This window comes from Shewanella sp. SM101 (genome assembly GCF_025654465.1).
Lineage (GTDB): Bacteria > Pseudomonadota > Gammaproteobacteria > Enterobacterales > Shewanellaceae > Shewanella > Shewanella oncorhynchi.
The window spans coordinates 50,293-63,842 of sequence record NZ_JAKKRH010000004.1; the positions used below are offsets into that span (position 1 = coordinate 50,293).

11 protein-coding genes and 1 pseudogene are annotated in these 13,550 nt (G+C 45.7%); 3 read left to right on the plus strand and 9 right to left on the minus strand.

Annotation, left to right across the window (positions count from 1 at the left end; all coding sequences use genetic code 11):
- Nucleotides 1–116 precede the first annotated feature (116 nt).
- From pyrF to aroA, 7 genes and pseudogenes are all read right to left on the minus strand, one after another.
- Entirely contained in the window at nucleotides 117–812 is a 696-nt protein-coding gene (gene pyrF / locus L5M38_RS03275; RefSeq protein WP_113940395.1) for an orotidine-5'-phosphate decarboxylase, read from the minus strand.
- Between the two features lie 45 nt (nucleotides 813–857).
- Nucleotides 858–2,018 carry a lipopolysaccharide assembly protein LapB gene (gene lapB / locus L5M38_RS03280; RefSeq protein ID WP_113940394.1) on the minus strand — a complete coding sequence of 387 codons (1,161 nt, stop codon included), beginning with the start codon at nucleotides 2,016–2,018 and terminating at the stop codon, nucleotides 858–860.
- A gap of 1 nt (nucleotide 2,019) precedes the next feature.
- Nucleotides 2,020–2,295, minus strand: a complete 276-nt coding sequence (locus tag L5M38_RS03285) for a LapA family protein (RefSeq protein ID WP_263167349.1) — start codon at nucleotides 2,293–2,295, stop codon at nucleotides 2,020–2,022.
- 122 nt (nucleotides 2,296–2,417) lie between these two features.
- Nucleotides 2,418–2,705, minus strand: a complete 288-nt coding sequence (gene ihfB / locus L5M38_RS03290) for an integration host factor subunit beta (RefSeq protein ID WP_006081718.1) — start codon at nucleotides 2,703–2,705, stop codon at nucleotides 2,418–2,420.
- A gap of 73 nt (nucleotides 2,706–2,778) precedes the next feature.
- Nucleotides 2,779–4,449, minus strand: a pseudogene (gene rpsA, locus L5M38_RS03295) (30S ribosomal protein S1); the annotation flags it as partial.
- 99 nt (nucleotides 4,450–4,548) lie between these two features.
- Nucleotides 4,549–5,241 carry a (d)CMP kinase gene (gene cmk / locus L5M38_RS03300; RefSeq protein WP_168827070.1) on the minus strand — a complete coding sequence of 231 codons (693 nt, stop codon included), beginning with the start codon at nucleotides 5,239–5,241 and terminating at the stop codon, nucleotides 4,549–4,551.
- Nucleotides 5,242–5,427: 186 nt separating this feature from the next.
- A complete protein-coding gene (gene aroA / locus L5M38_RS03305; RefSeq protein WP_263167347.1) occupies nucleotides 5,428–6,708 on the minus strand; it encodes a 3-phosphoshikimate 1-carboxyvinyltransferase in 1,281 nt (426 codons plus the stop codon).
- Between the two features lie 435 nt (nucleotides 6,709–7,143).
- Between aroA and L5M38_RS03310 the strand changes: the two genes are divergently transcribed.
- From L5M38_RS03310 to L5M38_RS03320, 3 genes are all read left to right on the plus strand, one after another.
- On the plus strand, nucleotides 7,144–8,334 hold the full coding sequence (locus L5M38_RS03310; protein WP_263178343.1) for an amino acid aminotransferase: 1,191 nt from the start codon (nucleotides 7,144–7,146) through the stop codon (nucleotides 8,332–8,334).
- 375 nt (nucleotides 8,335–8,709) lie between these two features.
- The gene (locus L5M38_RS03315) at nucleotides 8,710–10,260 is read left to right on the plus strand and encodes a YjjI family glycine radical enzyme (RefSeq protein ID WP_263178344.1); all 1,551 of its coding nucleotides are present in this window, start codon (nucleotides 8,710–8,712) and stop codon (nucleotides 10,258–10,260) included.
- Nucleotides 10,232–11,128, plus strand: a complete 897-nt coding sequence (locus L5M38_RS03320) for a YjjW family glycine radical enzyme activase (protein ID WP_263178345.1) — start codon at nucleotides 10,232–10,234, stop codon at nucleotides 11,126–11,128. The genes L5M38_RS03315 and L5M38_RS03320 overlap by 29 nt, the downstream gene beginning before the upstream one ends.
- Here L5M38_RS03320 and L5M38_RS03325 read toward each other — a convergent pair.
- Complete coding sequence (locus L5M38_RS03325) at nucleotides 11,125–12,045, minus strand: LysR family transcriptional regulator (RefSeq protein ID WP_263178346.1); 921 nt, start codon at nucleotides 12,043–12,045, stop codon at nucleotides 11,125–11,127. The two genes, L5M38_RS03320 and L5M38_RS03325, sit on opposite strands and share 4 nt — an antisense overlap.
- 357 nt (nucleotides 12,046–12,402) lie before the next feature.
- Nucleotides 12,403–13,494 carry a 3-phosphoserine/phosphohydroxythreonine transaminase gene (serC, locus tag L5M38_RS03330; protein ID WP_105252556.1) on the minus strand — a complete coding sequence of 364 codons (1,092 nt, stop codon included), beginning with the start codon at nucleotides 13,492–13,494 and terminating at the stop codon, nucleotides 12,403–12,405.
- Nucleotides 13,495–13,550: the final 56 nt, after the last annotated feature.

A 13,550-nucleotide genomic window follows, 5' to 3' on the forward strand; every position in this document is an offset into this window, starting at 1 on the left:
ACTATTTCAATTTTTATCAATCATATCAAGGATACCAACAAGCGATTCCAAGCCTTTTTTATTTAAACGACGGTCAAACGACTTTCAAACCGCGCTTTAGACGGCTAGTGTGGCGTCTATGCCAATGATTGGTGAATCGCTTGCAATGCTGCTAACGGATCGGCAGCTTTGGTGATCGGGCGGCCAATCACTAAGTAATCAGAACCCGCTGCTATCGCTTGAGGTGGCGTCATCACGCGGTGTTGATCGCCAGCATCACTGCCAACTGGGCGGATCCCCGGCGTCACGAGCTTGAAATCATGACCTAACAGTGATTTCAAGGCTGTCGCTTCTTGGGCGGAACACACCACGCCATCGAGTCCCGCTTGTTGCGTGAGCTTCGCCAAACGTTGCACATGCTCAAACGCAGGCACATTGATGCCGAGTAATTTAAGATCGTCATCACTCATCGAGGTTAATACCGTAACCGCGATCAGCATAGGCGCTTTATCGCCGTATGGCAGTAAGGCTTTTTTAGCCGCTTCCATCATGGCTAAGCCACCGCTGGCATGTACGTTCGTCATCCATACGCCCAGCTCTGCAGCAGCGGCCACGGCTTTGGCGACAGTATTGGGAATATCGTGAAATTTCAAATCAAGGAATAAATCAAAACCACGATCATGGATATCTTTCACCAGTTGCGGGCCAAACAAGGTAAACATTTCTTTGCCGACTTTAAGGCGGCACATGTTGGGATCGAGTTTTTCTATCAGTTGTAAAGCATGGTTTTTATTATCGTAATCAAGCGCTACGAGGATAGGTTTAGTCGTCATCATCTCTCCAACGGGGTTACACAAACTGTGTATTCTTCTAATAGATTATTCGCCGTCTAGGCCTCGGATCCGTTTAATGCTGCCCCAGTTTTTACAGGAAGGACAATGCCAGTAAAGCGCATGGGAAGGAAAACCACACTCCTTACAACGGTAACTCGGACGGAATTTAATTTGTTGTTCAACGAGCTGCTCTAGCATAGTTAAACTTTGCTTAGCTTGCCCTTCTTCGGCTTGGCGCAAATGCATCTGCATCAAGTGCTGAAAACCTTTCATGGTCGGATGGCGATATAACGCATCGAGTACCATGGTCTCTGCCGCTTTAATCTCATCAAGACTTATCATGTGCTGCGCTAAGGCGACCACTACAGAAGCTCCAGCGCCATCGGCCATGGCGCCCGCGAGTAATTCTTGAAAACCTTCTTTATCTTGCGTGTCGCGATAAACTTGTTTGGCCGTTGGAATCGCATCGGCAAAAAGCTCGATATCGGCTTTTTTCAGTTGCAGCAGCATTTGCTTACACTGGGCATAATCTTGAATATCGAGGAATTTTTTCGCTAGGGTCAATAATGCACGACCGCATTGGGGATCTTGCTTCAGCGCTTGCTGTAGCAGTTTAATTTTCTGCGCGTCATCACTGGCTTCATCGGCTAACTGGCAATAGAAATGCGCCGTTAACGGCTTTAAAACTTGTTGACGTTTACGACTCAAACGCTTAGTGATATCAATGGCTTTTTGCCACTCTTTAATCACTTGATAGATAGCAATCAGCTGTGTTTCAGATTCTTCACTGTGATCGTCTTGGCTGACCAAGTTGATAAAGATTTCTTCAGCTCTGTCATAAAAACCTGCTGCTAGATAATCTTTACCCAACTCCATCATAGCGATGTCACGCTGCTCATTGGTTAATGTAGGCCGCGCGATTAAATTTTGATGGATACGAATAGAGCGGTCGACCTCACCTCGCTTACGGAACAGCGAACCGAGTGACAGATGGGTATCTATGGTTTCATCGTCAACATCTAGCATACTGATAAACAAATCGACGGCTTTATCCGATTCGTTCGACAGTAAGAAATTGAGGCCAGTAAAATAATCCCGGCTCAATTGTTTACGTTGATTACTTTGATTCTGCCTTATGCTCCGTCGCCCCATATACCAGCCATAGGCGGCAGCAATGGGAAGCAACAGAAAGAGGATCTCAAGCATATTAGGCGTCTACATCCTGAGGGATTTTAGTGATCACTTGATTTAGTTTCTTTTTAGTTGCCGCTAAACTTAATTTCAAGCGAACAATATAGTAGCTAGCAAATAACCAACTCAAAATAAAACCAGCAAAAAAGACAATCGCTAAGACAACAGGTAAACGATATTCACCCTGTGCGACAAAATAGCTGATGGTCACCACTTGTTCGTTACGCGCGCCAAAAATCAACGCCAAAATAAATAACAGTGCCACAAGCACAGTTGCTACAAATGATTTCACGCTGCACTCCCTAAACGCGTTTCAATTTAATGATTATCCAAGAAATTTACTAAGCTGACCAGCATTGCCTTGCAATAGATACAAAAAAGCCTCCTAACGGAGGCTTTTTACTATGCGGTCAATCACACATTAACGGCGTCAACACGCTCGCGCAGTTCTTTGCCTGGCTTAAAGTGCGGGACGTATTTACCTTCCAAATCGACTGATGAACCAGTCTTTGGATTACGGCCAGTCCGCGGTGCACGATAGTGAAGCGAGAAACTACCAAAGCCACGGATCTCAATACGATCACCGCTTTCTAATGTTGTTGCCATTTGCTCCAACATTTCTTTGATTGCGCCTTCAACCTCTTTCGCCGACAGCTGCGACTGCCTGGTGGCGAGTTTTTCGATAAGTTCAGATTTCGTCATCCTAGCTATCCCCTATTATCAAGCCAAACACAGTCGCCTAATGGGGAGAGATGTCTCCCCAAACAACAGGCGATTATTTACGAGCTGCTTTAAACGCTTCAGCCATTGCATTGCTAATAACAGCGTCATCTTGTTTGTTCAGAGTCGCCATTACTTCTTTCTCTTCAGCTTCGTCTTTCGCTTTGATTGACAGGCTGATAGAGCGGTTCTTACGGTCAACACCCATGAACTTAGCTTCGATTGCATCACCTACATTATAGACAGTAGATGCATCTTCGATACGCTCACGTGAAATGTCAGCTACACGGATGTAACCTTCAACAGTGTCAGCCAGTTCAACAGTCACACCTTTAGCATCAACAGCAGAAACAGTACCGTTTACGATAGTACCTTTCTTCTTGTCAGCCAAGTATGCGTTGAATGGATCATCTTCAGTTTGCTTAACACCTAAGCTGATGCGCTCACGCTCTGGATCTACAGACAGAACCACTGCATGGATTTCATCGCCTTTCTTGTATTCAGAAACTGCGTCTTCGCCAGTACCGTTCCAAGAAATGTCAGACAGGTGAACTAGACCATCGATACCGCCGTCAAGACCGATAAAGATACCGAAGTCAGTGATTGACTTGATCTTACCAGAAACCTTGTCGCCTTTGTTGTAACGAGTTGCGAAGTCATCCCATGGATTGGTCTTACATTGTTTCAGACCTAGAGAAATACGACGACGCTCTTCATCGATGTCTAGAACCAGAACTTCAACTTCATCACCTAAGTTAACCACTTTAGATGGGTGAATGTTCTTGTTAGTCCAATCCATTTCAGAAACGTGAACCAGACCTTCAACGCCTTCTTCGATTTCTACGAAGCAACCGTAGTCAGTTAGGTTAGTAACGCGACCAGTTAAACGTGTGTTTTCTGGGTAACGTTTGCTGATTTCTAACCATGGATCTTCGCCAAGTTGTTTCAGACCTAGAGACACACGAGTGCGCTCACGATCGTACTTCAGTACTTTAACGTTGATTTCATCGCCAACATTGACGATTTCTGATGGATGTTTAACACGTTTCCACGCCATATCTGTGATATGTAGCAGACCGTCAACACCACCTAAATCTACGAATGCACCGTAGTCAGTCAGGTTCTTAACGATACCCTTAACTGCTTGACCTTCTTGCAGGTTTTCTAACAGTGCATCACGCTCAGCGCTGCTTTCTGATTCGATAACTGCACGACGAGAAACAACAACGTTGTTACGCTTCTGGTCTAGCTTGATAACTTTGAATTCTAATTCTTTGTACTCTAAGTGAGCGGTGTCGCGAACTGGGCGCACGTCAACTAGAGAACCTGGTAAGAAGGCACGGATACCGTTTAATTCAACAGTGAAACCGCCTTTAACTTTACCATTGATGATACCGATTACAGTTTCAGCATCTTCATAAGCTTTTTCCAGAACGATCCAAGCTTCATGACGTTTCGCTTTTTCGCGAGACAGTTGAGTCTCACCGAAGCCGTCTTCAACAGAGTCAAGAGCTACGTCAACTTCATCGCCAACTTGAATTTCTAAAACGCCTTGAGCGTTTTTGAATTGTTCAGCTGGGATTGGGCTTTCAGACTTCAGACCCGCGTCAACCAGTACCATACCGTTTTTGATTGATACAACAGTACCACGAACGATAGAGCCTGGACGGAATTCCAGAGTTTGAAGGGATTGTTCAAATAGATCAGCAAAAGATTCAGTCATGTTTAGGTTACTTTCTTTATTAAACCACTGTCCGTCCTAGACGTGGAGTCAGTCAAATTATCCGTATCATCCTTAATACGAATACCTATCCGGTGGACTAACTTAGTTAGTGCCGGATAATTTTTGGTTGATAAAGTTAAGCGCTAGCGCTAGCACTTCATCAATACCCTTACCGCTAGTATCGATAATGAGCGCGTCCTCGGCGGGGACTAAAGGAGCCACCGGACGATTCATATCGCGGTCATCACGTTCGATAATTTCACTTAAAAGGCGCTCGATATTAACATCGAAGCCCTTGTCCTGCAACTGATTATAGCGTCTTTGGGCACGCTCTTCAGCTGAGGCGGTTAAATATAATTTTGCCGGCGCACTTGGGAAAACCACTGTTCCCATGTCACGACCATCGGCAATTAATCCTGGCGCCGTTTTAAAGGCCCGTTGGCGACGTAATAAGGCTTCTCTCACCCGTGGAAAGGCAGCGACTTTTGAAGCGGCATTCGAGCACTCTTGGGTGCGAATGTCGTTGGTGACGTCTTCACCTTCCAATATCACTTGAACCGGATCTTTATCATTGCCTGTTAGAAACTTCACATCCAGATGTGCCGCTAACAACGTGATAGACTCTTCATTTTCCAGTTCAACGTTATGATGAATTGCTGCAAGCGCAAGAACTCGGTAAATGGCACCACTATCAAGTAGTTGCCAACCTAGATGCTGAGCCAATAATTGACTAATTGTACCTTTGCCAGCACCACTTGGGCCGTCGATTGTGACTACAGGAGCCCGTTCAGACATACATTCCTCCGCAAAAAATAACCATCATCCGTGAGTTCATCAAGTGAGCCCCCGAAAATGAGCGCGCCGCATTGTACCACAAAAGACAAACAAAATCCGTGGATTTTTTATGAAGATTAGAAGCCGCACAAATACGGCTTGCTATTCTTGACATCGATGGTTGTAACAATGACGAAACAAACAGACTTAGCCTTGCAGGCTCGCAAACTGCTTAAAGTAGTCAGGGAATGTTTTAGAAGTACAATCTGGATCATTGATGGTGATACCGCAATCGGCAAATGCCAGCATAGAAAAGCACATGGCCATGCGGTGATCATTGTAGGTATCAATTTCAGCGGTGTTAATAACGGCTGGCGGGGTGATTTTAATGTAGTCATTCCCCTCTTCAACCTCGGCGCCCACTTTTCGCAGTTCAGTTGCCATAGCCGCTAACCGGTCTGTTTCTTTAATACGCCAGTTATAGATATTGCGAATAACCGTCGTGCCTTTAGCAAATAATGCGGCCGTTGCAATGGTCATGGCCGCATCGGGAATATGGTTCATGTCTAAGTCGACGGCAGTTAATAGGGAGCCGCGTGCAATAATATAGTCATCGCCCCACTCGATATCTGCGCCCATTTTTTCGAGCACATCGGCAAATTTTACATCGCCTTGGATACTCAAACGACCTACACCCGTGACTTTGACTTCGCCGCCCTTAATCGCCCCAGCCGCGAGGAAATATGATGCCGATGACGCATCGCCTTCTACCAGTACTTTGCCTGGTGATATATAACGCTGGCCTGCAACAATCTCAAAACGCGCGTAGTCATGGTTAATGACTTTAACGCCGAACTGCGCCATCAAGGCGATGGTGATATCGATATAAGGCTTAGAGACTAACTCGCCTTTGACATGGATATTCACGCTGCCCTTGGCAAGCGGCGCCACCATTAGCAATGCCGTTAAAAACTGGCTTGATAAATCCCCGGCAATTTCAACATCACCGCCATTAAGGCCAGTGGCATTAATCGTCAGTGGCGGGAAACCGTCATTTTTAAGATAAACAATATTGGCACCGAGTTGCCTTAAGGCATCGACTAAATCGCCAATCGGACGCTCTTCCATACGTGGTTCGCCCGTGAGAGTAAATTCACCTTGGCCTAAGGTTAAGGCGGCGCATAAGGGGCGCATTGCGGTACCCGCATTGCCTAAAAACAATTCCTGCGCGGATGCTGAGGAAATCACACCACCTAAACCATCGAGTTCACACACAGTATTGTTTTGCGATAAACGGTAGTTCATCCCTAACTGCTTGAGGGAGGCCAACATGTGGCGGATATCATCTGAGTCGAGCAGATTGGTGAGCGTGGTCGTACCTTGGGCTAAGGTGGCCAATAATAAGGCTCGATTTGAAATACTTTTTGAGCCCGGAATATTGATTTCACCGCGGACTTGCACAACAGGTTCAAGACGTAATTGCTTCATGAATAAATCTTCTTTCTCTCTAGGGCGTCATCATCACGATCACGCGGACTGAATACGCAAAATGGCAACTTCACGCTACAGCGCGTCAAGTTAAGATTACAAATAAAAGGAGATTGGGGCCTTGTTGGTGCTTCGTCGTTATAAAATTACCGATTGTCGCTAAGGATTCAACCGTTTTTTCGAGAAAAATGGCATTTTGGTCAGATTATTTGCTGAGATCAGTGTAAAAATAACAAAAACGCAAAATTTAAGCGGTTAATTTATGATTTAACCGTATTTTTGGCAGGCTTTTTTGCCAAGATAACTGGCGTGTAATCACAGTTTTCACTTTAATTACTTTACCTTTCCGCGCTATTCTAACCTCCAAACGATAAATAACGCATATCTGATACGAACAATCACGTTTGCACTATAACCAGAAAGGTAGATGGAGCTATGTTTAACTCACTCATCGCAATGCCAGCGGACCCCATCCTTGGCTTGTTAACTCAGTACCGAGAAGACTCTCACCCACAAAAAGTGGATTTAGGTGTGGGCGTTTATAAAGATCCTACCGGCGTTACCCCTATTCTAAGCTGCGTGAAAAAAGCGGAAAAATTCCGTCTCGATACCGAAACCACCAAAGTGTATATAGGCCCAACAGGCTCACCACAATTCAACACCTTGATGACAGAATTAGCCTTTGGTGCTGACCACAGTGCCATTATCGCTAACCGTATCCGCACCGTTTCAACACCCGGTGGTACAGGCGCGCTGCGCGTGGCGGGTGACTTTATCAAACGCTGCAACCCAAATGCCGTGTTATGGGTAAGCGATCCAACTTGGGCAAACCATATCGGTTTATTCGAAGCGGCTGGCATTACTGTTAAAACCTATCCTTACTATGACTACGATAGCAAATCATTGAAATTTGATGAGATGCTTGCTGCATTATCGCAAATAAGTCCTGATGATGTGGTGTTATTCCACGCCTGTTGCCATAACCCAAGCGGAATGGATTTAACCACAGAAGAATGGGATAAAGTGGTTGCCCTGACAAAAGATCAAGGCTTTACGCCGCTGATTGACATGGCCTACCAAGGCTTTGGTGATGGCGTTGATATTGATGCCTACGGCGTGCGTCATATGGCGGCAGCGGTCGATAATATGATCCTGTGCAGCTCATGCTCGAAAAACTTCGGTTTGTACCGTGAGCGTATTGGTTCATGTTCTGTGATTGCCAAAGATGCCAATACCGCCAATGTCGCGCAATCTGTACTACTTTATGTGGTTCGCTGCCTTTACTCTATGCCACCTGCCCATGGCGCGGCGATTGTTGAGACGATTTTAGGATCAAAAGAATTAACCCAAGAATGGCTTGATGAGCTGAAAGTGATGCGCGATCGCATCAACGGCAACCGCGCCATTTTAGTGGATAAACTTAAAGCCAATGGCGTAAACCGTGACTTTAGCTTTATCGCCCGCCAAAAAGGTATGTTCTCTTTCCTTGGGGTGGCTCCAGAGCAAGTGGCGCGCCTACAAAAAGAATTCAGCATCTATATGGTAGGTTCAAGCCGCATCAGTATTGCTGGGATCAGTGAAGATAACGTCGATTACTTAGCCCAATCGATCGCTAAAGTGCTCTAAGCGCCGCTGAGTTTATCTGCACCGCTCACTCTGCTGTATTCCCGCAATAAAGGAATACAGCAGAGTTCATTTACCGCCTCAAGTGTTAAATTTTTCAATCATCCCACCCGATCAGTTTTGGCAGTTCATTAACCTCAGTTTCATATCCACAATATGACAAGCAAGGCCACGTCTCACAGTTCAAGCATTTATTTTTAATTGTAAAACCACATTCTAGCGATTTTGACATCGCGGCGTTATCGCAATAAGCCACAAATTGTGACCTCGGTCGGCGGATTTCCATTTCATTAATCAGGACTGCGGCAATTTTCACTTTTTAAAGCCAAAGCCACTGAGTAGATTAGTGGTCATCATAGAACTTGTGGATATTCCGCCATGTTATTACCAGATAGATTAGTGCAAATCGTCACCAACCCGCAGCTTTCACCCAAGCAAAAATCCAACTATTTAGCATTAGAAGCGGAAGCCAGTTTGCCCTATATGCCGATATCGGCTGAAGTAAAAGCCGCGATGAATGACGGTATTATTTGCGACATGTTTGAAGGCCATGCGCCGTTTAAACCACGCTATGTGTTGCCAGATTATGCCCGCTACCTTCAACAAGGCTCTGAATACTTAGAGTTATCAGCGGCAAAAAACTTGGACGAAGCTATCAATGCCTTAACGATTATGTATCACCACGTGCCATCGGTGACCAATATCCCCGTGTATTTAGGTCAGCTGGATGACATTTTGATGCCTTTCGTTGAAGGAATAGATGCGGAAGTCCTTTATCGTAAATTAAAACTGTTCTGGATCATGCTCGACAGAACCCTGCCCGATGCCTTTATGCACGTGAATATTGGCCCTACAGATAACATCGTTTGCCGCACCCTATTGCGCATTGATGCCGAGTTAAAACAAGTTGCCCCCAATTTGACCTTTATGCACGACCCAGCCATCACGCCAGATGATTTGTTATTGCTTGCCACCACCAATATTTGTCACTGCAGTAAGCCGCACATCGCGAATGACCCACTGCACGCCAGTGCGTTTGATGCACGTGGGTTTGGTATTGTCAGTTGTTACAATGCCTTGCCGTTAGCGGGCGGCGCCAATACCTTAGTTCGGCTCAATCTTAAAGAGGTCGCGTTAAAGGCCGATTCAATCAGTGATTTTTTTGATGCTGTCTTGCCCTATTACAGCTCGCTCACCTTCGAACTTATCGAGGCGCGCTCGGCATTTTTGCATCAAGAGTCACACTTCTTTGACAGCTTTTTAGTTAAAGAACAATTGATTGATGAGTCGCGTTTTGCGCCTATGTTTGGCATTTACGGCATGGCGGAAGCGGTGAATATTCTGCAATCATTAACAGCAAGTGGAGAAGTTAAGCAAGCTAAACACGCTAGATATGGCCATGAAACGGATGCAAATCAGCTGGGCTATCGTATTTCTGCCACGCTCGATGCCATAGTGAAATCCACACCCGTCGCGCATGGTTACCATGGGCGAGCACTGCTGCATTCACAGGGCGGCATCAGTATCGATAAAGACGTGACCCCAGGCGTTCGCATTCCCTATGGTACGGAGCCCAATCCCATCGCTCATATTCAAGCCTTAGCGCAACATCATCAGTATTATACGGCGGGGATTAGCGATATTTTGACTATCGATGAAACCGTAAAATCCAATCCCCAAGCCATGTTCCAACTGTGTAAAGCGGCGCTTGAGTTAGGCTTTAGGGAATTTACCGCCAATGTGGCCTCTAACGATTTAATGCGCGTGACCGGCTATATGGTAAAACGCTCGGACATTGAAGCATTTAAGCAATGTGGCTCACGCCTCAATACCACAGGCTTAGCCGCAGAAGCGGCGGTTAATACGGGAATATTACAACGCCAAGCAAGAGTCATCGCCCATGAACACTCCCCTTGTGTCTTTGAATAGGCAAGTAATGGTCAGTCAGCTATTGCCCTTTTCCTGCGTTGACGGGCCTGGCAGCAGGCTCGTGTTATTCTTGCAGGGCTGCAACTACCAATGCAAAAGCTGTCATAACCCACATACCATAGGGGTGTGCGATGCCTGTGGCGATTGTGTCGCTGCCTGCCCTGACAATGCGCTGACATTGATAAACCTCAATAACAAGCCTCGCATTCAATGGGATAGTGAGCGTTGTAGCCAATGCGATACTTGTATTGCCGTATGCCCGAAACAAGCGAGCCCTAAGGTCACGCATTACACAGTTGAGGAGATACTGACGATTCTCCATAGTCAGCGTCACTTTATTAATGGTATTACCGTGAGTGGCGGCGAAGCGAGTCTGCAACTGTCATTTATTATTGCGCTGTTTCAAGCGATTAAGGCCTCAAAGCCGTTATCACACTTAACGTGCATGCTTGACACCAATGGCAGTTTGAGTCTAACCGGTTGGCATAAACTGCTGCCGTTTTTAGATGGCGCTATGGTGGATCTTAAAGCATGGCAGCAAGATACCCATAGGTATATTACCGGGCGAGATAACCATGCGGTATTCAAATCCATTCAACTATTGGCGCAGCAGCAAAAACTGTATGAGGTGAGATTGCTGCACATTCCGAGCATCACGGATTACGAGGACGAAATAGACGCGCTAGCGACCTATTTACTTCTGTTAGGCCCAGATACGCGAGTTAAGTTAAATGCCTTTCACCATCATGGTGTTGTCGATGACGCACTCAATTGGCCAAGCTGTAAACAAGCCGATATTGAACGCTTAGCCGCAACGCTTGCAAAGCGAGGCGTAACCAATCTCGTGTTACCGTCCATCTACCTTTAACGACTGCAAAGCAAAATTTGCTCATAAAGCCAGCGCAGTGCGGGATCTTTCATGCTTTGTTTATGCCAAACGAGGCTGTAAGCCACTTTGCCATATTCTATGGGTAAAGATTTAATCGTTAAGCCTTTGGCTTGGCTAGCGATGGATGCCCAGCGGCGCGAGCAGGTAAAAAGCAGCTCACTGTGGTGACACATTAACGCTGCGCTGCCAAAGTCAGGGACTGAAATGGGTACGGCGCGTTTTTTAGATTGCTGGGCGAGCAAAATATCAAAAAATGGCGTACTCAGATCTGTGTCCGTAATGCCGATATGGCTAAAACTCAGGTAGTCATCGAAGCTGATCTGCGACTGCTTAGCCAAGGGATGGGATGAATTCATCAGGCAGACCATTTCATCGCTGAACAAGGTTTCCCACACCAGATCGTCTTGAAGAGGATTAGGTTGACTCAGATCGTGGGGTAACAGCACAAAATCTAACGAGCCTTTAATAAGACCATCGAAACCGATATTGTCTTTGCTATAAATATCGAGATGGATATTAGGAGCCAAGCTCAGAATATGGGCACTTAATTTGGCGGCCAGCAGTTCAAAGGTGCTTTCGCGCATCGCAAGTGAAAAACGCCCCTCAAAATGTGCTGGATTAAACGCATCTTGACTCATGATCTGATTCATATCATTGATCATTTGCTGCACGCTTGGGCCCAATCGTCTTGCCAAAGGTGTGGCAACCAGTGAGTTGCCGTTACGGTAGAACAGTTCATCGTTCAAACTGTCCCTGAGCTGGCTTAAGGTTTTACTGACGGATGAGGGGCTAAGACATAATCGTTCGGCGCTGGCGGTTACGCTCAGAGTATCGAGCATCACATGCAAAGTGATCAAATGCTTCATACTAATCCGCGAAAGCTTGGCCAAATCCATCTGTAACATCCTATTGATTTATCGTGTATACACATCTAAAGATACGTTCTTTTAATTATGATAAACAATACCATACAACTAACACAGCATCTTACTCAGTAATGCGCGTCAGCTCACAGGCTTTCTCAAAACGAATGTTCTTGAAGGCATCTGGTCTCAACGTCATCTTGCTTAACGCCATTGTCGATAAATTAAAGTTAACAAAAAAACGAATGCATTTGAGCATTCGCTTTTGGGATGTCTCACTTGAGATGGCTAACTGATGATCAACATTCAATAAGCATAACGTTGATATTCAGGCAGCAAAGCCTAGACGCTAAGCGTCGCAAGCTAATGAGTGACTCAATACAGCTAAGCCTAGCTATGTTTGTTTGCAAACTCATTCATAAACTTGACCAAAGCAACTACGCCATCGAGTGGCATTGCATTATAGAGGCTAGCACGCATACCCCCTACGATACGATGGCCCTTTAAGGCAACGAGTCCAGCTATTTGGGCTTGCTTTAGGAACTCACTATCGAGCGCTTCGTTGACTAATTGGAAAGTCACGTTCATTTGTGAGCGGTTCGCTGCAACAACCCCATTACGGTAGAAAGCATTACCATCAATGCATTGATATAACATCTGCGCTTTTTGTTGATTAATTTTTGCAATACTCGCAATGCCGCCAATGGACTTAAGCCAAGCAAAGACTTCAGCGGCGAGATACCAAGCAAAGGTTGGCGGTGTGTTGAACATAGAGTCATGCTCAACGGCTAAACGATAGTCCATGATGGACGACTGCGGTAAACTCGGCAGTGTTAACATGTCATCGCGCACTATCACTATCGACAGACCCGATGGACCTATGTTCTTTTGTGCGCCAGCGTAAATCAAACCGTAGCGGCTGACGTCGATTTCACGTGACATAATGGTTGACGATAAATCGGCAACAATTGGCCAAGGTGAGTCTAATTCATCAAAAATTTCGATACCATCTACTGTCTCATTAGGGCAGTAGTGAACATAGCGATAATCGGCATCGATTTTATGTAAATCAGGCAAGACAACCGCATTGAGTCCATTGTGTTTTTCAACAATATTCAAGCTATCAATCTGCGCTTCACCCACGAGCTTTTGTGCTTCGGCTAATGCGGCAGATGACCATTGACCACTGACTAAATACAGAGCTCGGCCATGATTACCTAAAAAATTATTCACAACAGCGGAGAACTGTCCACGACCACCGCCGTGCATAAATAGCACATGGTAATTTGTGGGGATCTGCATCAGTTCACGTAAATCGGACTCGGCTTGTTGTGTAAGCGCGATGAACTCTTTACTTCGGTGGCTGATTTCCATCACGGAAACGCCTTGGCCATTCCAATCAAGTAATTCCTGTTGTGCTTTTTTCATTACCGCTGCGGGTAACATTGCAGGTCCAGCACAGAAATTATAAATCGCGCTCACTGACACTCTCCTTAATCCCAACCATGATGTAGGTATTGATAAATACGAAACCATTC

Coding starts and splice junctions, on each gene's coding strand:
- L5M38_RS03310 (WP_263178343.1), top strand. CDS start 7,144: ATGTTTAACTCACTCATCGCAATGCCAGCGGACCCCATCCTTGGCTTG.
- L5M38_RS03315 (WP_263178344.1), top strand. CDS start 8,710: ATGTTATTACCAGATAGATTAGTGCAAATCGTCACCAACCCGCAGCTT.
- L5M38_RS03325 (WP_263178346.1), bottom strand. CDS start 12,045: ATGGATTTGGCCAAGCTTTCGCGGATTAGTATGAAGCATTTGATCACT.
- lapB (WP_113940394.1), bottom strand. CDS start 2,018: ATGCTTGAGATCCTCTTTCTGTTGCTTCCCATTGCTGCCGCCTATGGC.
- ihfB (WP_006081718.1), bottom strand. CDS start 2,705: ATGACGAAATCTGAACTTATCGAAAAACTCGCCACCAGGCAGTCGCAG.
- cmk (WP_168827070.1), bottom strand. CDS start 5,241: ATGTCTGAACGGGCTCCTGTAGTCACAATCGACGGCCCAAGTGGTGCT.
- aroA (WP_263167347.1), bottom strand. CDS start 6,708: ATGAAGCAATTACGTCTTGAACCTGTTGTGCAAGTCCGCGGTGAAATC.
- L5M38_RS03320 (WP_263178345.1), top strand. CDS start 10,232: ATGAACACTCCCCTTGTGTCTTTGAATAGGCAAGTAATGGTCAGTCAG.
- pyrF (WP_113940395.1), bottom strand. CDS start 812: ATGACGACTAAACCTATCCTCGTAGCGCTTGATTACGATAATAAAAAC.